This is a genomic window from Neorhizobium sp. DAR64862/K0K3 (assembly GCF_050500185.1).
Taxonomy (GTDB): domain Bacteria; phylum Pseudomonadota; class Alphaproteobacteria; order Rhizobiales; family Rhizobiaceae; genus Neorhizobium; species Neorhizobium soli.
In genome coordinates this window covers 2,853,078-2,871,968 of the sequence record NZ_CP191449.1, presented here as the reverse complement: position 1 = coordinate 2,871,968, position 18,891 = coordinate 2,853,078, and the positions used below count along the sequence as shown (strand labels likewise).

Annotated in this window: 22 protein-coding genes and 1 tRNA gene; 16 read left to right on the top strand and 7 right to left on the bottom strand. The window is 59.3% G+C overall.

What is annotated here, in order from left to right; translation table 11 throughout:
* Positions 1 to 146 precede the first annotated feature (146 nt).
* Positions 147 to 545 (bottom strand): pilus assembly protein N-terminal domain-containing protein, encoded by a 399-nt coding sequence (locus ACQY1L_RS13945; protein ID WP_092664131.1) that lies wholly within the window; start codon positions 543 to 545, stop codon positions 147 to 149.
* A gap of 415 nt (positions 546 to 960) precedes the next feature.
* Here ACQY1L_RS13945 and ACQY1L_RS13940 point away from each other — a divergent pair, with 415 nt between their 5' ends.
* The 9 genes from ACQY1L_RS13940 to ACQY1L_RS13900 all read left to right on the top strand — a co-directional run bounded on the left by ACQY1L_RS13940 (position 961) and on the right by ACQY1L_RS13900 (position 9,853).
* Complete coding sequence (locus ACQY1L_RS13940; protein ID WP_062454124.1) at positions 961 to 1,131, top strand: Flp family type IVb pilin; 171 nt, start codon at positions 961 to 963, stop codon at positions 1,129 to 1,131.
* Positions 1,132 to 1,233: 102 nt separating this feature from the next.
* Entirely contained in the window at positions 1,234 to 1,752 is a 519-nt protein-coding gene (locus ACQY1L_RS13935; RefSeq protein ID WP_062454123.1) for an A24 family peptidase, read from the top strand.
* 119 nt (positions 1,753 to 1,871) lie between these two features.
* Positions 1,872 to 2,678, top strand: a complete 807-nt coding sequence (gene cpaB, locus ACQY1L_RS13930; RefSeq protein WP_062454122.1) for a Flp pilus assembly protein CpaB — start codon at positions 1,872 to 1,874, stop codon at positions 2,676 to 2,678.
* Positions 2,679 to 2,691: 13 nt separating this feature from the next.
* Entirely contained in the window at positions 2,692 to 4,248 is a 1,557-nt protein-coding gene (locus ACQY1L_RS13925; protein ID WP_430241295.1) for a type II and III secretion system protein family protein, read from the top strand.
* A gap of 13 nt (positions 4,249 to 4,261) precedes the next feature.
* On the top strand, positions 4,262 to 4,978 hold the full coding sequence (locus ACQY1L_RS13920; RefSeq protein WP_430241293.1) for a CpaD family pilus assembly protein: 717 nt from the start codon (positions 4,262 to 4,264) through the stop codon (positions 4,976 to 4,978).
* A gap of 25 nt (positions 4,979 to 5,003) precedes the next feature.
* Positions 5,004 to 6,293 carry a CtpF protein gene (locus ACQY1L_RS13915; RefSeq protein ID WP_113109332.1) on the top strand — a complete coding sequence of 430 codons (1,290 nt, stop codon included), beginning with the start codon at positions 5,004 to 5,006 and terminating at the stop codon, positions 6,291 to 6,293.
* Positions 6,294 to 6,320: 27 nt separating this feature from the next.
* Positions 6,321 to 7,817 carry a CpaF family protein gene (locus ACQY1L_RS13910; protein WP_062578692.1) on the top strand — a complete coding sequence of 499 codons (1,497 nt, stop codon included), beginning with the start codon at positions 6,321 to 6,323 and terminating at the stop codon, positions 7,815 to 7,817.
* Positions 7,818 to 7,852: 35 nt separating this feature from the next.
* On the top strand, positions 7,853 to 8,866 hold the full coding sequence (locus tag ACQY1L_RS13905; protein WP_430241290.1) for a type II secretion system F family protein: 1,014 nt from the start codon (positions 7,853 to 7,855) through the stop codon (positions 8,864 to 8,866).
* Between the two features lie 48 nt (positions 8,867 to 8,914).
* Positions 8,915 to 9,853, top strand: coding sequence for a type II secretion system F family protein (locus ACQY1L_RS13900; RefSeq protein WP_062580105.1), 939 nt, complete (start codon positions 8,915 to 8,917; stop codon positions 9,851 to 9,853).
* A 100-nt stretch (positions 9,854 to 9,953) separates the two neighbouring features.
* On the opposite strand, the gene ACQY1L_RS13895 is transcribed toward ACQY1L_RS13900, so the two are convergent.
* The gene (locus tag ACQY1L_RS13895; protein WP_162734904.1) at positions 9,954 to 10,805 is read right to left on the bottom strand and encodes a tetratricopeptide repeat protein; all 852 of its coding nucleotides are present in this window, start codon (positions 10,803 to 10,805) and stop codon (positions 9,954 to 9,956) included.
* Positions 10,806 to 10,960: 155 nt separating this feature from the next.
* On the opposite strand from ACQY1L_RS13895, the gene ACQY1L_RS13890 reads away from it, so the two are divergent.
* From ACQY1L_RS13890 to ACQY1L_RS13875, 4 genes are all read left to right on the top strand, one after another.
* Entirely contained in the window at positions 10,961 to 12,355 is a 1,395-nt protein-coding gene (locus ACQY1L_RS13890) for a leucyl aminopeptidase family protein (protein WP_430241287.1), read from the top strand.
* 73 nt (positions 12,356 to 12,428) lie between these two features.
* Positions 12,429 to 12,782 carry a MarR family transcriptional regulator gene (locus ACQY1L_RS13885; protein WP_062578701.1) on the top strand — a complete coding sequence of 118 codons (354 nt, stop codon included), beginning with the start codon at positions 12,429 to 12,431 and terminating at the stop codon, positions 12,780 to 12,782.
* Positions 12,783 to 12,829: 47 nt separating this feature from the next.
* Positions 12,830 to 13,678, top strand: coding sequence for an NlpC/P60 family protein (locus tag ACQY1L_RS13880; RefSeq protein WP_430241284.1), 849 nt, complete (start codon positions 12,830 to 12,832; stop codon positions 13,676 to 13,678).
* Between the two features lie 103 nt (positions 13,679 to 13,781).
* Complete coding sequence (locus tag ACQY1L_RS13875) at positions 13,782 to 14,150, top strand: hypothetical protein (RefSeq protein WP_062454111.1); 369 nt, start codon at positions 13,782 to 13,784, stop codon at positions 14,148 to 14,150.
* A 65-nt stretch (positions 14,151 to 14,215) separates the two neighbouring features.
* Here the strand turns inward: ACQY1L_RS13875 and ACQY1L_RS13870 are convergent, their stop codons facing one another.
* The 5 genes from ACQY1L_RS13870 to ACQY1L_RS13850 all read right to left on the bottom strand — a co-directional run bounded on the left by ACQY1L_RS13870 (position 14,216) and on the right by ACQY1L_RS13850 (position 17,772).
* Complete coding sequence (locus ACQY1L_RS13870; RefSeq protein ID WP_139283897.1) at positions 14,216 to 15,064, bottom strand: hypothetical protein; 849 nt, start codon at positions 15,062 to 15,064, stop codon at positions 14,216 to 14,218.
* A 52-nt stretch (positions 15,065 to 15,116) separates the two neighbouring features.
* Complete coding sequence (locus ACQY1L_RS13865) at positions 15,117 to 15,977, bottom strand: hypothetical protein (protein WP_430241282.1); 861 nt, start codon at positions 15,975 to 15,977, stop codon at positions 15,117 to 15,119.
* A 406-nt stretch (positions 15,978 to 16,383) separates the two neighbouring features.
* Positions 16,384 to 16,470 (bottom strand) — tRNA-Leu (locus tag ACQY1L_RS13860).
* Between the two features lie 91 nt (positions 16,471 to 16,561).
* The gene (locus tag ACQY1L_RS13855) at positions 16,562 to 16,873 is read right to left on the bottom strand and encodes a SelT/SelW/SelH family protein (RefSeq protein ID WP_092663878.1); all 312 of its coding nucleotides are present in this window, start codon (positions 16,871 to 16,873) and stop codon (positions 16,562 to 16,564) included.
* 17 nt (positions 16,874 to 16,890) lie between these two features.
* Positions 16,891 to 17,772, bottom strand: a complete 882-nt coding sequence (locus tag ACQY1L_RS13850) for an NAD(P)-dependent oxidoreductase (protein WP_430243971.1) — start codon at positions 17,770 to 17,772, stop codon at positions 16,891 to 16,893.
* Between the two features lie 77 nt (positions 17,773 to 17,849).
* Here ACQY1L_RS13850 and ACQY1L_RS13845 point away from each other — a divergent pair, with 77 nt between their 5' ends.
* The 3 genes from ACQY1L_RS13845 (at position 17,850) to ACQY1L_RS13835 (ending at position 18,865) form a co-directional block, all read left to right on the top strand.
* Positions 17,850 to 18,038 carry a YegP family protein gene (locus tag ACQY1L_RS13845; protein WP_062454108.1) on the top strand — a complete coding sequence of 63 codons (189 nt, stop codon included), beginning with the start codon at positions 17,850 to 17,852 and terminating at the stop codon, positions 18,036 to 18,038.
* Positions 18,039 to 18,164: 126 nt separating this feature from the next.
* Complete coding sequence (locus ACQY1L_RS13840; RefSeq protein WP_062454107.1) at positions 18,165 to 18,458, top strand: hypothetical protein; 294 nt, start codon at positions 18,165 to 18,167, stop codon at positions 18,456 to 18,458.
* A gap of 155 nt (positions 18,459 to 18,613) precedes the next feature.
* On the top strand, positions 18,614 to 18,865 hold the full coding sequence (locus tag ACQY1L_RS13835; RefSeq protein WP_062454106.1) for a hypothetical protein: 252 nt from the start codon (positions 18,614 to 18,616) through the stop codon (positions 18,863 to 18,865).
* The last annotated feature ends 26 nt before the right edge of the window (positions 18,866 to 18,891 follow it).

The following is an 18,891-nucleotide window of genomic DNA, read 5'->3' as shown; positions in this document are numbered from 1 at the left end:
GTCCATTCGAGCCGCAATACTAGGAGGGGAATATTGATATTCCGTTGCCGAATGGGATTAGAGTTTAGGCACCTGTGTCCACGTAGAGCAGGTCGGGCGACGCAGCTGGGCTATTTTGTGTCTGGCGTCGTATCAGATCAAGGCCGTCAGGGCGTTGCACCAGCCGTATTCTTGAATTCCACATGCTGCTCGCAGTTGGGCGTGCAGGAGAGAACAGAGCGCTCGGTCTGACGGTACACGCGAACCGTATTGCCTTCGTCAATAGAGACGAGAATACGTTCGTCGGCAATTGCATTGCCGTCCTCATCGAGCAGGACGAGATTGGTCGTTCCAAACGCACGGCCCGTCAGGACGATGGTTGTCGGGTCGGCCACGGTCGCGTCGGCGACTTCCGCGTTGCCAACAATCACCTTGGCCACTGGCCTATCCAGTTTCAGTACCCGCGCGTGATTCATGAACACGCGCACAAGGCCGTCTTCCTGCGCCAATGCCGGGCCGCTGAGGCTTGTGGCAATGCCGCAAAGGCATGCGAAGGCAACGAGCATTTTGCGCACAACCATCGTGGTGGCCTTTGAATCGATGAACAGTCGTGTCTCGAAGATGGCGTGGAATGGTGAATGAAGCCTTAATTAAACATCTCGAGGCTGAGCTTTCCGAAACGTTAACCAATGATGACAGGAGCAAGAGCGGCATTTCCGTGCAAAAATGCGGCTGCAAATATCCCATATCCGCATGTTTATGATATTTTATTAGGTAAATATAATGTTCGGGGACGCAGTTTTCGATTTGAATGATGCTGTTGGTGGGTTGTTTACCCAATGTGCCGTATCAGGGGAGTTAACACTTTGGAAAGGTTCTTCGTTAAGTCGATAGCAATCGTCTGGGGTTAGTTTGGGTTATCCGAACAGCGGAAAACAGTTGTCGGTAAGTGCTGAACCGTAGGTGGGAATAGGAGATTCCATGTCCAAGATTTTTGCTCGTTTTATGAAGGATGAGTCTGGTGCGACCGCCATCGAGTATGGCCTCATCGCAGCTCTCATTTCCGTGGCCCTGATCGCCGGTGCGACCACGCTCGGCGGCGCTCTGAACAACCAGTTCAAGAACCTCGCTACCAAGCTGAACCAGCAGTAAGTTCTTAAGAACCGTGATGTCTATGTGTAGACCGCCCCACCAGGGGCGGTTTTACAGCTTTAGGCCTTGATACATAAGATCGAGGGACGCGGCGCCAAAAGGATGCTTGAAATGGTTGTCATTGTAACCTTGATCGTTCCATTCTGTCTTGCGCTCGCTGCCATCAGCGATCTTTTCACCATGAAGATCCCGAACAAGCTGTCTGCCGCTATCCTCGTTTCGTTTCTCGTCTTCGCACCGCTGGTCGGTCTTGGATGGGCGGACTATGGGATGAGTATTGCCGCAGCTTCCGCCGTGTTTGCTGTGTGCTTCATGCTGTTTGCGATGAACGTGATGGGTGGCGGCGATGCCAAGCTTCTGACGGCAACGGCAATCTGGTTCGGCTTTACGCCCGCCCTGATTTCGTTTCTGGTCACCGTCGCCTTCGTCGGCGGATTTATTACACTCATCTTCCTGCTGTTGAGAGCAAACGCCAATACAGCAATGGCAATGGGGATCCGCCTGCCGGCTTCGCTGGTGACAGAAAGCAAGATTCCCTATGGTATCGCGATCGCGATCGGCGGCTACTTGACCTTCCAGCAGTCGCCTGTCGTCAATCTTGTGCTTCTGGCCGCAAGCTAATCGACGCGCACGGCAGGGTAACATTGCGTTAACCCAAATCGTAAGCTTCCTATTAACCATAATTACACCATTCCGGCGCATGCTCTCGAGGATTGATTTGTATTCCTCCGAGGAAGCTCATGAAGCCCGCTCGTCTTATGATTCTCGCAGTCGCAGTTGTAGCGGCAGGTCTTGCCGGCCTGCTGGCGATGCGCCTTACTGGTCAGAAGGGCCCGGACCTCGTCGAGACGGTCATCCAGCGGGAGCCGACGACGAAAGTTCTCGTTTCGGCTGAGAACATTCCCGTCGGCAGCCGGCTCAATGACAAGTCGGTCCAGTGGGTAGAGTGGCCGAACGGCAGCGTCGTCGAAGGCTTTATCACGAGCGACGCCCGGCCGGATGCCATCGCCGATGTCGCCGGCTCCGTCGTGCGCCTGCCGATCTTCAAGGGCGAGCCGATCCGCGCCGAGAAGATTGCAGACTCCTCCAGCCGCATCATGTCCTCGCTGCTTCCGTCCGGAAAGCGCGCTGTCGCGACCGAAATTTCCGTCGCCACCGGGGCTGGCGGCTTCGTGCTCCCCAATGACCGCGTCGACGTGATCATGGTGCGCGAGAACAAGGACAGCGGCAATTTCATCACCGAAAACGTCCTCAACAACGTCCGGGTGCTCGCGATCGACCAGCAGATCCAGGAGGCGCCGGATGGCAGCAAGTCGGTGGTCGGAACGACCGCCACGCTGGAACTGACCCCCGATCAGGCAAAGATCATCACGGTGGCGCAGCAGATGGCAGAGCGCCTGACGCTTGCTCTCCGTTCGGTCGCGGATGCCCAGGAAGCCGATACGGTTGCAGCAGATTATCTGCTGCATGGCGGCGGCAAGGCAGAGGTCCAGGTCATCAAATCAGGGGCGATCGTCAAAAGTTCTGCCTCACAGCAGACGAAGTGAACGGGGCGGGCACATGAGCAAGCTAAGAGCCAGAATTCGTAGGTCCTCGGTCGCCGGGATAGCCCTCTGCCTGTCGGTATCGGGCTTTCCAGGCGGATACGCGCCGGTCGGTCTGTCGGTCCGCGATGCGGTCGCCGCTTCCGATGCCAGCCTTATCCGCATCACTGAAGGTGGCCCGGGCGTCAAGCGTCGTGTCCAACTCGGTTTGAACAAGGCGCTGGTTGTCGATCTCCCGGCCGATGCGCACGACATCCTGGTCGCAGATCCTTCGCTTGCCGATGCGGTCACGCGAACCTCGCGCCGCATCTACCTGTTCGGGAAGACTGTCGGCCAGACCAATATCTTCGTGTTCGGCCCGAACGGCGAGGAGATCGTCAGTCTCGACGTCGAGATCGAACGCGACATCTCCGGTCTGCAGCAGAACCTTCGCCGGTTCCTGCCGGAATCCGACATCAAGGTCGAGATCATCTCCGACAACATCGTGCTGTCGGGCACGGTGCGCACGCCGCAGGATTCGTCGCAGGCGGAAAAGCTCGCGCGCGCCTTCCTCAAGGGCGGTGAAGCAACCACCCGCAACATCACCGCACAGGGCAATAACGGCGATGCGGATATCTTCGCCGAAAACCGCCAGCAGTCGCAGATCGTCAACCTGCTGACGATCGAGGGAGAAGACCAGGTCACGCTCAAAGTCACCGTCGCCGAAGTCAGCCGTCAGGTTCTGAAACAGCTCGGTTTCAACGGCTCGATCAGCGGCAACAAGGGGGCGATCAACTTCGCCAATCCAACCAACCTCGGCAATGCGGTCAACACCTTCGGTTCGGGCGGCCTCGCGGGGTCCATCGGTGCCGCAAGCATTTCGACCTACATGAATGCAATGGAACAAGCCGGCGTCATGCGGACGCTTGCTGAACCAAGCCTGACTGCAATTTCGGGCCAGCAGGCCAAATTTTACGTTGGAGGCGAGTACCGTCTTCCGGCGGACCAGGAGGTCAGCAAAGAGGATGGAGGGACGACCGTATCGCGAACAGTTCAGTCAGTGGACTATGGCATCGAACTGAATTTCAAGCCGGTCGTTTTGTCACCTGGCCGTATCAGTCTGAATATCGAAACCAACGTTTCGGAACCAACCTACGAGGGTTCCGCAACGACGGGCAACGACTTGGACCTGCGTGTTCCCGGCAACACCTACATGTCGATCCGCAAGCGCGAAGCGTCGACGACGGTCGAGCTTCCCTCCGGCGGCTCGATCGTCATTGCAGGTCTTGTCCAGGATAACGTCCGCCAGGCGATGTCGGGCTTCCCGGGCATCTCCAAGGTTCCGGTGTTCGGTACGCTGTTCCGCAGCAAGGACTTCATCCGCAACGAGACCGAACTCGTCATCATCGCGACGCCCTATCTCGTGAGGCCCGTGGCCCGCAACGAGATCGCCCGCCCGGATGACAACTTCAATCCTGAGAACGACGCGGCTTCCTTCTTCCTGAACCGCGTCAACAAGATCTACGGCCGCAATGAGCCGGCCAAAAGCGGTGGCAGCCAGTATCATGGCTCCGTCGGCTTCATCTACAAGTAAGCGGGGATCGATCATGACCATCACATCGACATCGGCCTCCGCTGCAAAGCGTCGCCAAATCAGGTCTGCCCTGGGCATTGCGGCACTTGCCGCGCTTTTGTCCTCCTGCGGCAACAACATGACGACCGGCTCGGTTCCAGACGACTACCGCACCCGCCATCCGATCGTTCTGGCGGAGGGTGAATCGTCGCTGGATATTCCGATTGGATCGGGCGACGTTCGCCTGACGATCGGACTGCGCGACACGGTGAAGGGTTTCGCACAGCGGTTCGTATCCTCGCCTGCCGGCGTCATCCAGGTCCAGGTTCCGCAGGGCTCATACAATGCCGGTGCTGCATCGCATCTGGCTGGCGACGTTCGCCGCACCCTAATCGCCAACGGCATCAAGCCACAGCGCATCCTGATGACGAGCTATGGAGCCTCGCCGACCGGCGATGCGGCCCCGATCCGGCTTTCCTTCGTCACGACAAAGGCGATGACCGGCCAGTGCGGCAAATGGCCGGCAGACCTGTCGAACGATACCTACAACAACAGCAACTGGTACAATTTCGGTTGCGCCTCGCAAAACAATCTGGCCGCCCAGATCGCCAGCCCGTCGGACCTGATTGCTCCACGCGGAATGACGCCGATCGATGCCACGCAGCGCGCCGGTGTGATCCGCAGTTACCGCGGCGAGACGACAAGCAGCGACAGTGGCAGCGGCACGACGATCAACATCAACGGCAACTGACGGCGGCCTTGAACCGGAGAGAACCATGAGCGCGATCAACTACGAAATTCGCGGTTCCGGCCAGGAGGACATCTCGGGCGCCGAGCCGGAGCGGAACGGCGACATGGAGGCCCTGCGGCCTCTTCCACGCATTTCCATCCACGCCTTTTGCGAAAGCGACACCATGCAGCGGATGATGGACCGCATGGGCCGCGACCGGCGCATGGCAAAAGTCAATTTGCGTGTCACAAGCGGCAGCGTTGCTGCAGCCGCCAACATGTTTGCGTCGTCACCAACCCCGAATCTGGTCATTCTCGAGACCGATGCGGAGCCAAGAAACCTGCTGCACGAGCTGACACCGCTTGCGGAAGTCTGCGACCCGACGACCCGTGTGATCGTCATCGGGCGCTATAACGATATCCCGCTTTATCGCGAACTGATCCGCAACGGCATATCGGAATATCTTGTCGGTCCTGTCGAGATGGCGGACATGCTGGCATCGATTTCGGCCATTTTCGTCGATCCGGAAGCCGAACCTCTGGGCCGTTCGATCGCCTTTGTCGGCGCCAAGGGTGGCGTCGGTGCATCGACCATTGCGCATAACTGCGCATTCGGCATTTCCAGCCTGTTCTCCACCGAAACCATTCTTGCCGATCTCGACCTGCCGTTCGGGACCGCCAATATCGATTTCGATCAGGATCCGGCCCAGGGTATTGCCGAAGCGGTGTTTGCACCCGAGCGCCTCGACGAAGTTTTTCTCGATCGCCTGCTGACCAAATGCTCCGAACACCTCTCGCTTCTGGCCGCCCCCTCGCTGCTCGACCGGGCCTATGATTTCGACAGCATGGCTTTCCAGCCGATCATCGAGGTCCTGCAGCGCTCGGCGCCCGTGGCTGTTCTCGATATCCCGCATGGCTGGTCGGAATGGACCCGTTCGGTTCTCGCGTCGGTGGACGAGGTGGTCATCTGCGCCGCTCCCGACCTTGCCAACCTGCGCAACACCAAGAACATGATCGATGCGCTGAAGAAGCTGCGTCCCAACGACCGCGCTCCGCATCTCATCCTCAACCAGGTCGGCATGCCGAAGCGCCCGGAGATTGCGCCTGCCGATTTCGTCGAGCCGCTTGAAATCGAACCGATCGCCATCCTGCCTTTCGATGCGCAGTTGTTCGGCAATGCCGCAAACAGCGGTCGGATGATCTCGGAGATCGACGCAAAATCTCCGATGGCCGAAACCTTCTCGCAGATCGCTCACATCGTCACCGGTCGGGTGGCCATGAAGAAGGCGAAAAAGGGCGGTCTCGGCAAGGTCATGCAGATTCTCGGCCGCAAATAGTCAGACGTTTAGGGACTGGATCAAATCATGTTTGGAAAGCGCGGAAACGAAGGTTCTGGGAAGAGCGTCGGCTTGATGCCGCCCGTCTCTGCGCCGCCTGCCATGACGCCGCAATCGGCCATGAAATCCACAGCACCGGAGATTCTGGCCGAGCCCGTGCGCGATACAGGCGGAGTACGCCAAGCCGTCGCACCGCCACCGCTTGCGCCACCGGCCGCCGGCCGTCGTCGCCAGGCCCGCACCGAACAGTATTACGATACCAAGAGCCAGGTTTTCTCAGCACTTATCGATACGATCGATCTGTCGCAACTTGCCAAGCTCGATGCCGAGAGCGCGCGCGAGGAAATCCGCGACATCGTCAACGACATCATCACGATCAAGAATTTCGCGATGTCGATTTCCGAGCAGGAGGAACTGCTCGAGGACATCTGCAACGACGTGCTGGGCTATGGTCCGCTGGAGCCGCTTCTGGCCCGCGACGACATCGCCGATATCATGGTCAACGGCGCCGGCCAGACCTTTATCGAAGTCGGCGGCAAGACGATCGAGTCGGAGATCCGCTTCCGCGACAACGCGCAGCTCCTGTCGATCTGCCAGCGCATCGTCAGCCAGGTCGGCCGCCGCGTCGACGAAAGCTCGCCGATCTGCGACGCCCGTCTGCCGGACGGTTCGCGCGTCAACGTCATCGCGCCGCCACTGGCGCTCGATGGCCCTGCGCTCACCATCCGCAAGTTCAAGAAGGACAAGCTGACGCTCGATCAGCTGGTCAAGTTCGGAGCGATTACGCCTGAAGGTGCAACTGTTCTGCAGATCATCGGCCGCGTCCGCTGCAATGTCGTCATTTCCGGCGGTACCGGCTCTGGCAAGACCACGCTTTTGAACTGCCTGACGAGCTATATCGACAAGGACGAGCGCGTCATCACCTGCGAGGATACGGCCGAACTGCAATTGCAGCAGCCGCATGTCGTGCGTCTTGAAACCCGGCCGCCGAACATCGAAGGTGAGGGCGAGATCACCATGCGCGACCTCGTCAAGAACTGCCTGCGTATGCGCCCGGAACGCATCATCGTCGGCGAAGTGCGCGGACCTGAAGTCTTCGACCTGTTGCAGGCAATGAACACGGGCCACGACGGCTCGATGGGAACGATCCACTCCAACACGCCGCGCGAATGCCTGAGCCGTATGGAATCGATGATCGCCATGGGCGGCTTCACCCTGCCGGCAAAGACGGTTCGCGAGATCATCACGGGATCGGTCGACATCATCATCCAGGCGGCACGTCTGCGCGACGGTTCCCGCCGCATCACCCAGATCACCGAGGTGATCGGCATGGAAGGCGACGTGATCGTCACCCAGGACCTGATGCGCTACGAAATCGAAGGCGAGGATGCCAATGGTCGCCTGATCGGACGCCACGCATCGACCGGTATTGCCAAGCCGCATTTCTGGGATCGCGCACGCTACTTCGGCGAGGAGCGCCGTCTGGCGGCAGCTCTCGACGCGATGGAAATGGTAAAATCTTGAGAGCGGATCAGAGATAGGTTTCGCGGGAGCGACGGATGTTCGGACTGGATATGACCGTTGTGTTGATCATCGCTCTGGCGGCCGTGGCCGCCGGTGCGGTCTGCTATGCGCTGCTGTTTTCCCGCATCGAGGTCGAGAAAAAGACCGATGCGCGGTTGAGCCAGGTCAAGAGTGCGGAAACCGACCTGACCCGCATGAAGGCATCGCGGGATCGGGTCCAGGAGCTTTCCAAGCGCCGCAAGTCGGTCCAGGACAGCCTCAAGGACCTCGAAAAGCAGCAGCAGGAAAAAAACAAGAAAATGGGCGACCGCAGCCTGAAGGCGCGGCTGCCGCAGACCGGTCTGGCTCTCACCGTCCCACGCTTCTACGTCTACAGCGCCGTGTTCGGACTTTTCGTCTTTCTGGTGACGTTGATCGCCGGCTTGCCGCTGCTTGGCGCCACCGGTGCCGCGTTTGCGGCGAGCCTTGGGTTTCCGCGCTGGGTCGTCGGTTTCCTGATCAAACGCCGTCAGGCCAAGTTCCTGGACGAGTTCGCCAATTCGCTGGATGTCATGGTTCGCTCGATCAAGTCGGGACTGCCGCTCAATGATGCCATCCGGCTGATCGCGTCGGATGGTCAGGAGCCGGTCAAGACCGAGTTCCGGCGCGTGGTGGACTCCCAGCAGATCGGCCTCAGCATCCCCGAAGCCTGCGCACGCATGCTGCAGACGATGCCGCTTTCGGAAGTCAACTTTTTCGCCATCGTCATCGCCATCCAGAGCCAGGCTGGCGGCAATCTTTCCGAGGCGATCGGCAATCTTTCGCGCGTCCTGCGCGAGCGCAAGAAGATGAAGGCCAAGGTGAAGGCGCTGTCGATGGAAGCCAAGGCTTCCGCGTGGATCATCGGCTCATTGCCCTTCGTCGTGTCGACGCTCGTCTATCTGACCTCGCCGGACTACATATCGATCCTTTTTACAGACCCACGCGGCCATATCATCATGCTCTTCTCCGCAGTCTGGATGGGCATCGGAATTTTCGTGATGCGCAACATGATCAACTTCGAGATCTGAGGAGAACCGCACGTGAAGGATCTCGCCGCCACTTTGACCGATCCGGCCATGTTGTTTGCGCTTCTGGTCGCCGTCGCAGTGTTTGCGACCTGCTACACGCTGGCGATCCCCTTCATGGAAAAGGGAACGCTCGACAAGCGCATGAAAGCAGTCTCGACCGAGCGTGATGCGATCCGTGCCCGCGAGCGCGCAAGAATGAACGATCTGTCGAAGGCATCGCTGCGCACCCAGAACAACCGCTCTGCAAGTCACATCGTCGACCGGTTCAATCTGCGCGAAGCGCTTGTCGATGCCAATACGGTGAACAAGCTGCGCGCCGCAGGTCTGCGCACCCAGAACGCCCTCAACTTGTTCCTGGCGGCGCGTTTCATCCTGCCGTTCTGCTTCCTCGCAGCAGCCGCGGTGTGGATCTTCGTGCTTGGCAATCTGGAATCCAAACCGATTGCCATCCGCATGCTGGCGGCCATCGGGTTCGGCTATCTGGGCTTCTACGCTCCCAACATCTATATTTCCAACCGTATGAAAAAGCGGCAGCATTCGATCAAGAGAGCCTGGCCCGATTCGCTCGACCTGATGCTGATCTGCGTCGAGTCAGGGATCTCGATCGAAGCCTCCATGCGCCGGGCGGCCGAGGAGATCGGCACCCAATCGCCTGAACTGGCGGAAGAACTGGTGTTGACCACGGCGGAGCTGTCCTTCCTCCAGGATCGGCGCACGGCTCTCGAAAACCTCGGCATCCGCACTCAGCTTGATATTGTGAAGGCCGTGGCGCAGGCGCTGATCCAAGCCGAACGCTATGGTACGCCCATCGCGCAGGCTTTGCGCGTTCTGGCTCAGGAAGGCCGTGACGAGCGCATGAATGACGCAGAAAAGAAGGCCGCGGCACTTCCGCCAAAGCTGACGGTCCCGATGATCCTGTTCTTCCTGCCCGTCCTCATCGCCGTCATCCTCGGCCCGGCCGGCATCCAGGTCTCAGACCGGTTCTGACCGGCAGCCTGAGAACCGCCCGCATTGGCTCAAAAGCAAAAACCGCCAATCCGATGGAAATGGCGGTTCTGTTTCGCTGCAATTGTCGAAGCCGACTGGATCAGTTGACCGCCGTCGTGCCCTTGTCGCTGTCAGCGAGTTTGCGCCAGGAGTTCTGCTGGGAGAGCATGGAGCGCAGATAGGTCACGTTGGCATCGGCCTGCTGCTGGGAAAGTTCCCGGCGGGCAATGCCCTCTGCCTCTGCGAAGCGTCCCTGCAGACCGACGACGAGCGCCAGGTTCTGGCGCACGCGGCTGTCGGCGCCCGGCTGTTGCGAGGCGTTCTTCATGTAGCTTTCGGCAGTCTTCAGATCGCCGGAGAGAACATAGGACATGCCGAGGTTGGACATGACCGTCGGCTCGTTCGGCCGTGTGTTCAGGGCCTGGCGATATTTCGCGCGAGCTTCCTGCGAGCGGCCGAGCTGATCGAGAACGGCACCTTCCGCCGAATAGAGGCGCCAGTCGGGATGGTCAGGAGTCTGCGCGCGGTTGATCGTGGTGAGTGCCTGTTCGAGCTGGCCAGCGCCTGCCTGTGCCTTGCCATAGGCGGAAAGGACATCGCGATCTGCAGGATGCGCAATCGCCACCTGCTGCATTACGGCGAGTGCCTGGGTGTTCTTGCCGGTCATGCCGAGAACGTTGGCGTAGCGCAGGCCGATATCCTTGTTGCTCGGGTTCTTGACATAAGCAGCGCCGATGGAGCGTTCCGCTTCAGCGAGTTCGCTTGCGTTCATGCCATCCAGCGGCGCAGCGGAGATCCTCTGGGGAATTGAGCCCGTCGTCAGCGTATCGCGCTTGCTCGTGGTACACCCCGTCACAGACAGTGCCAGAAGAACGATCGCGGTTGCCTGCGCAAGCGGCGCGAGCGCGAACAGCCGGGACGAGCGAGACGGGGTGGCGACAGATGCAGTCATCGATGGCGATCTCGTTGGGGGCGTCGTTCAATCGTCGTCCGCTCTTGCAGCCGATTGTCGTCGGCGCTTTGCGAACACATTTGAAAGAAAGGAATAAACTGTTAACCCTAACGATCCGTTAAAATGAACGTTTCCAGATCCTTGCGAAGGCTGCCATGACCCCATACCAGCATACCGTCCGTCCAGCACTGTTCAGCTCTATGGGTGTTGCGACCCGGCCCGTCCATGCCGTCACGCCCGCGGATCTGGAGAACGGTCGTCTCGACGCGGCGGTCACCGACTGGGCGAGGGCTGCAGGCTTCAAGGCCGAAGCCGGCGCATTCACCTTGCTGCCGGGCAAGGACGGCGGCGTTGCCGGCGCGCTGTTCGGACTGGGCAAGAACCCGTCGGAGCAACCGTTCGTCGCGGGAAAGCTGTCAAAGCTGCTTCCGCCAGGTGATTGGCATCTGGAAGGCGAGGGCGTATCGCCCGAGCAGTTCGCGCTCGGATTTGGTCTCGGCAGCTATTGCTTCAGCCGTTACAAGACTGAAAAGTCGAAGGATGTCCGCCTCGCCATTGGAGCTTCTGCGGATGCGGCAGATCTCGAGCGCCAGCTTGCCGGTGTGTTCCTCGCCCGCGATCTCGTCAACATCCCGACCAACGAGATGGGGCCGGACGAACTGGACGCAGCCTTCCGGGCGCTCGGCGCGCAGTACGGCGCAACCGTCACCACGATCGTCGGTGATGACCTGCTGACACAGAACTTCCCGCTCATCCACACGGTCGGTCGCGCCAGCGCCTCGCAGCCGCGTCTCCTCGAGATGCGCTGGGGCAAAAAGGGCGATCCGCGGGTCACGCTGGTCGGCAAGGGCGTGTGCTTCGATACCGGCGGTCTCGACATCAAGGGCGCCGCCAACATGGCGCTGATGAAGAAGGACATGGGCGGTGCCGCCAATGTCATGGGTCTTGCGTTGATGATCATGGATGCAGGCCTGGCGATCGATCTTCAGGTTCTGGTGCCCGCGGTTGAAAACTCGATCTCATCCAACGCCTTCCGTCCCGGCGACATCTACAAGAGCCGCAAGGGCATCACCGTCCAGATCGACAATACCGATGCGGAAGGCCGGCTCGTGCTGGCCGACGCGCTCGCCTATGCGGACGAGACCCCGCCGGACCTGCTGATCGACATGGCGACGCTGACGGGTGCCGCACGCGTCGCGCTCGGCACAGAACTCGCCCCCTATTTCACCGACGACGAGGCGCTCTCAGCCAAACTTACGGCAGCAGCAGGCTCGCAGGCGGATCCGATGTGGCGACTGCCTTTGTGGATGGGCTACGACAAGGACATCCGGTCTCGCGCCGCCGACATCACGAACGCGCCTTCCGGTGGCATGGCCGGTGCGATTACCGCGGCGCTGTTTCTCAAACGCTTCGTCACGGCCGCAAAGAGCTGGGTGCATTTTGATATCTATGCCTGGGTTGCAGCGGACAAGCCGCATGCTTCCGTCGGCGGCGAAGCATTCGCGATCCGGGCGCTCTACAAGGTCATCAAGGATATGGCGGCGAGGTAAGAGCGCGGGGCATCAAACGAAGCGGTAAGATCTCGCACCTAAGATGGACGCGACACGCAATCTTGGAGGCGGGATGGCCGCAGACTTAACCGCAACGCAGGCACTCGGCCTCTGGCATCGCGTTTCGCTGGAACAGGTGAAGCGCGACGAGCGGGATCTTACCCTGCGCCAGTTGTCGATCCTCTTGCATATCTATCTCGTGCCGCCGCCCCACACGGTACGTGGCTTGGCCGCCACCCTCGACGTCACCAAGCCGGTGATCACCCGCGCACTCGATACGATGGGTGCGCTCGGTCTGGTCGATCGGGTGAGGGACGAGCGCGATCGCCGTAATGTCGTGATAAAGCGGACCGTGGCCGGCGCCCTCTACCTCGAAAATCTCGGCGACCTCATCATCCGTGAAAGCCGCCGCACGGCTGCCGCATAGTGCGACGAACCTGCTGATAACTCCGATCTGACCCTGGAAACACAAAGATGACCGATCTCGACAGACGCCTCCATGCCTTCCGTGCCGACCTTGCCGATGCGGCGCTCGAAGGTCGCGTCGATGCCCCCCGCTTCGTGCAGGGCGTCGCAGCCCAAATCGCCGTCCCCGTTGCCCCGCTTCGACCTTCACCGGATCTGGAAAGCGGGATCGATACGCAACTTCTGTTCGGTGAAACCGTGCGCGTCTTCGACCGCAAGGACGGCTTCGTCTGGGTCCAGGCCGATCAGGATGGCTATGTCGGCTACATGCCGGACGTGATGCTCGACGTGGTCGAACAGGCGACGCACCGTATCGTGACGCAGCGCACCTTCGTCTATCCGGGCCCGGAATTGCGCAAGCCGCCGCTTCGAGCACTGTCGATGGGCAGTCGCGTGACGGTCGTCGGCAAAAGCGAAACCCGCGGCACGCACTATTTCACGCTGGCCGGCGGCGGCGCCGTCATCGCCGATCACTGCCTGCCGATCTCGGAAGTTGCCGGCGACGACTATGTCGCGGTTGCTCTGAGGTTCCTCGAAACGCCCTATCTCTGGGGCGGCCGCACAGGCTTCGGCATCGACTGCTCCGGCCTCGTCCAGCTTGCAATGGCAATGATCGGAAAACCGGTACCGCGCGACAGCGACATGCAGGCAGCCTTCGGTGAGAGAATCGATGCCGAGGATCTCCGCCGCGGCGATCTCGTCTTCTGGAACGGCCATGTCGGCATCATGGAAGACCCGGAAACCCTGCTCCACGCCAACGGCCACACGATGACCGTGGCACGCGAAAATTTCAAAGCCGCTGTGGAGCGGATAGGCTGGCTCTACGGACAGCCGACCGATTACCGCCGCTTTCCATGATCCGGGCGCAACGATCACGCAAATGTGGGATCGCATCCGCTGGCACCGTGGCGTTGCACCTCTTATTTCGTGAAGGTGATAGAGTGCCGACAGGGACAGAAAAATGCTGAAGGGTGCATGGATTTTACCAGCCGCGATGCTGATGGGGGTCGTCGTAACGGCCCTTGTTCCTGATGACACGATGGCTGCGGAAGGCGACGTGTTCACCCAGTCGCCCCAGACCTTCTTCAAGAACCTGCCCGGCGTGAAACCGACGGAAAGCCTCGTCAAGTCGGATCCCGATTCCTACTCATGCACCAGTGATATCGGCTACGTCTCGGAACTGAGGTCAGGGCCGGGCGCCCGCTTCTGGGATGACGTGCCGCGGCGGCTGTATCACTGCGAAACGAACAACGGCATTCGCTATACGGGCACGCAGATGCCGAATACGCACTGGGTCCCAGGCATCAACCCGCGGCATCTTCCGAAGTAGAGCGGAGGTGTTTACGAGGCTTCACACGTCTCTCTCGGATTGGGGTTGACGCTGAGAGGCAGTCGCTAGGTCATCAGCCCGCGGATATACTGGCGCAATTCGCATTCCTCGCGAGGGACGCGTTTGACGCTGAATATCCCGTCGAAGGTTGATACACCGATATGTGGAGAGCGCATCGACCGGGGTACGCGCTGAGCGTAGACCGCGCCGTTGCCTGATCTAATCTGGTCGATCAACTCCGGCGTAATTTTAATGGCCGTGCAGTAATCGCAGAAGGTAATCGGGTGAGCGTAGTTTACGCCCGCCATTGAAAGGCTCGCTGCGACGGTAGGAGGGATGACCTCTTCGCTATTGAACCCGCACGGAGCCATAGGAAAATTCTCGACGAATAGGCGCGCAATCCGAGCGAATATGCGATTGCTGTAGAACTGGCCTTCCGCCTGCCCAGCGAAGTACGACGTTAGCCCGAGACTGGCGACGAAGTTGCGGACGGACATATCGCTCGCGACGTCGGTGCGGAAACCTCCCCAATCGGCAGCAAGGTCGTAGATCTGGACATGAGACCCCATTGCATACCTGGACACATACTCACTAAGCCCTGGCTTCACGAGAAGTTCGTTGGATGAAATCAGAACGACGCGATCGAAGTCGGCGCCCCGCTCAAGCGCGTAGAGATAGTTGCTGACATGCGTATGGAGGAGGCCCGCGTTCCATCTGGTCTCGTATGAACTAGGATTGATCAGGACGTTCGGAAGGTCGCACTCCCGACGAAACTCGTCCTGCAGCGCGGCGGCTCCCGCTGATATGTGGATGGCAATTGTTGAGCCGGGGCAGAAGTAATTAATGTTTGCGATTTGATCCCGCACGATGGCGGGCATTTCATGGACCGGCAGGGAAAAGAGGATTTTGGTCATCAACGGGCCTGGCTCAGAAAAATTGACGATGGCGTTAGAACACTGCGGCGACTTAACCATCTTCCGATTGTGACATCACGTTCTCCCAGGCTTCGTATCGATCAGCCGGCAAACTGACCGCATAGACGTTTTTCAACACGCACGCTCCGAGATGAACCGGCCGCAGGGCCCTTGGTTTAGCGCGCGCGTGGAGAGCTCCGTCGCCCGTCTTGAGTTGGTGAAGAACAGCTTCCGATATGTCCATCTGAGCGTTGGCAGCCGTGAACGTGATGGGCAGTGAGACGTTCGTGCCGGTAAAACCCAGCCACATGTTAAGCGTTGGAGGTAGGATCTGCTCCGTCGGAAACCCGCACGGCTCCATCGGAAACGATTCCATGTACATGCGCTCCAGATGGGCGAAGACACGTCGGCTGAAGAACTGACCTTCCGCCTGCCCGCCAGCGAAGAGCGGAAGCCCAAGCAGGGACAGGAAGTGTTTCATACCGGCCGAGTCTAAAACCTCAGGCCGAAACACAGACCAGTTGTTCGCGGTCTCTATGCTTTCATAGAGCTCGGTCTGAGCGCCCGTTGTGAACCGCTTCGTATACTCGCCTAATCCGGATTTGATGAGCAGGTCCTCCGCTGACAAAAGGACGATCTTGTCAAAATCTAGAGACTGCGCAACGGCATGTTGGAAGTTGCTGACATGGGCATGTAAAACGCCCTCCTGCGGCCTGATCTCATAGGAATTTGGATTGAAGAAGACGTTGCAGGAGCCGCTGCTTTGAGGGACATCGCCTCCTCGAAATGTCGAGCCCCGCGCATGATGAACGCAGATAAACGACCCAGGCGAGAAACGATCGATTGCCGAAATCTGACGCTCGAGAACTTCCGGGCTACCATTCGCAGTGATCGAGAAAAGCAATTTTTCCATAGGGACACCTGGTCGTTAAATGGCGATTGCGTTGCATTCGACGACTGAAGACCGAGCATCGTTGCTGCTGCATGCGTTACGTGCATTGGCTGTCCTGAGGCTTATCTGGATCTTGGAGTATCGGAGCTGATCCGAGATTGTATCTCAGTCCGTGTTGCGACGTTGAGCATCGATCCAATGATCACTGGAGTGGTGTTGGTGAGGCCCTCGACAGAGCAGAGGGCAAGGACCAAACCTCACTGGCAGATCAATAGCCTTGAACAGTCTTTCCAAGACCTCATCCGCACCATCCATTCTTTGGGGGACAATGGTTACTCATCGCGCGTGTCATGCGCCGCGGAGACGCAGACAGAACAAGACCTGCACAATCAGTGGCTTATAGCTAAAGCCAATAGTAAAATGGGAATGGTGCCCAGAAGAGGACTCGAACCTCCACACCCTTTCGGGTACCAGCACCTGAAGCTGGCGCGTCTACCAATTCCGCCATCTGGGCGACGGAGAGCGATGTACGAGGGACACCGGGTCAAGTCAACAGGGTTTTTGAAGTTTTCATGTCAGGCCCCGAAAAACTTTCAAAAACCGTCCTAACCCGCGGTGTCGACTTCGGTTTTGGCTTGGTGTCGGTCGATATGGCCAAGGTCCCGGTCGGGGTCGAGGATATCGCGAACCCGCTGCTTCAATTCCTTGGGACCAGGAAAACCGCCATCGCGTTTGCGCTCCCAGATCAACGCGCCGTCGATGCGGATCTCGAATGCTCCGCCGGTGCCCGGGATAAGCCCGACCTCGCCTAGCGAATCACCGAATGTCTGCAGCAGTTCCTGCGCCATCCAGCCGGAGCGCAGCAGCCAGTTGCACTGGGTGCAGTAGAGGATGGTGATATGCGGTTTGTCCGTCATGCAACTCAACTCCTGTTTCAGTCCGCGTCGGCAACCAGTTTGACCATGGTCGCCAAGTCTGCGTCGCCATAGCCGGCGTCCAATGCCGCCTCGAAGCTTGCAAGCGACGCCGAGATCGCAGGGATGGAGATCCCGAGCTCCTTTGCGAAATCTCGCACCAGCCGCGCATCCTTCACCGCACCCGACACAGGAAACCCGACCGTGTCCGTCTCACCTGAAATGACAGGAAGCCTGCTCTTCATCGCCGGGCTCGCAGCCGGGCTTCCCGCAAGGATTTCGAGGATCTTCGCTGAAGAGAGGCCGGCGCTCTTGCCTAGCAGAAGTGCCTCCTTGAGATTCTGCCACAGTCCCATCAGCATCATGTTGTTGACGAGCTTGGCCGATGCGCCATCTCCGAGTTTTCCCACATGCAGCGCACGGTCGGAAAGCGTTTCCGCAACGGGCCGAAAGCGCTCGTGGTCTTCAGGCGAGCCGCCGATATAAAGCCCGACCTTTCCCTGAAGCAGCATCTCCGGGCCGCCGGCGATCGGCGCGTCGAGGAGGCCGGCACCCGATCGACCGATGGCCTCCTGGTGGCTCCGCAGAGTCATAGGGTTGACCGTGCTGGTATCGACGATCAGCTTGCCCGTAAGGTCCGTAGCCGCGAGTGTGTTAAGCACATCATGCACCGCCTGATCGTCGATCAGGGCAAGAATGATGACGTCGGAACGCTCTGCTAGGGAGGAAAGGTCTTCAACGGCATCAATGCCGAGAGCCCTCTGCCGCGCACCAAAAGCGTCGCTTCGGCTCCATCCGGTGACAGTGAAGCCCTGTTGTGCAAGGCGCGTCGCCATGGCGCTTCCCATCCGTCCGAGACCGACGATACCGACACGCTCTTTGTTCAAACCCGTTTCCTTCATGGCAGGCGCATATCCCTCTTGTTCCATCCCTTATCCAGTGGCATCTTCTTGTTTAGGGTCAGCTGAGGGAGGCTAAATTGTACAAGTTTCAGGTCTACAAGGACAAGACTGGTGAGTTCCGTTTCCGCTTCAAAGCGTCGAACGGCGAAACGATGTTTATCTCTGAAGGATACAAGCAGAAGGCGTCGGCAATCAACGCGATCGAATCGATCAAGAAGAATGCGCCTGGTGCCACAACCGAAGACGGTACAACCGCCACCGTTTGACGGTTTGAACGTTCGTCTGCCGCATTCCAACGTAAGGTTTTAGCGCAGACACAATGTCCGATCCGCAGATCTTTGGAACAAATTCCTTGTGGTCGCATTGTCTCTGCTGAAACGGAGGAAACAAACATGGCTTACGATCCAAACTCGAATAACACCCGCCCTGACCTTCGCACCACCCCGGAGACGCGCAAAAGCTCTTCCTGGATGGGCTGGGTAGCCATTCTGGCAGTTATCGTCGTCGGCGCGTTTGTCTGGTCGCAGATGGGTGGCTCGACCACCGATCCTGCCACGACATCCTCGACCGCAACGCCGCCTGCTGTCACGGAACCGGCAGCACCTGCTCCGGCAACGCCAGCCGCACCTGCTCCGGCCGCACCGGCTCCTGCTGCACCGGCAACAGGCGGTACGACCCAGCCGTAACAGGCAGGGAAAGACCATCGATCGAACCGCTCGTCCGCAAGGACGGGCGGTTTTTCGTTTGCGGGGGACGCCCCCGCGTCGTTAACCCTTTGTTAACCAAATTTGCCGACCCTTCGATGACGCCTCAACCCCATCCGTCAGTCGAAGGAGAGAGCATGAAGCTCGTTACCATCGAAAACAAAATCGTCGAGAACAGCCATCATACGTTGATCGTGATGCGGGATGGCCCCACCTGCCAAGCGGTCCGGGTCCTCAACGATGACGGAATCGGCAGCGTGCGATCAAAGCTCTCCCTGATGGAGACGATCGCCAGCCGCAAACTGGACCATGGGGAAGTGGCATTCGACGGCTGCGTCTGGATCACACCGGCGGACCTTCCGCATCCCTTCCTCCCGGCGAAACATTGAAGGCGCCGGGGCGTGATGCAGGCAAC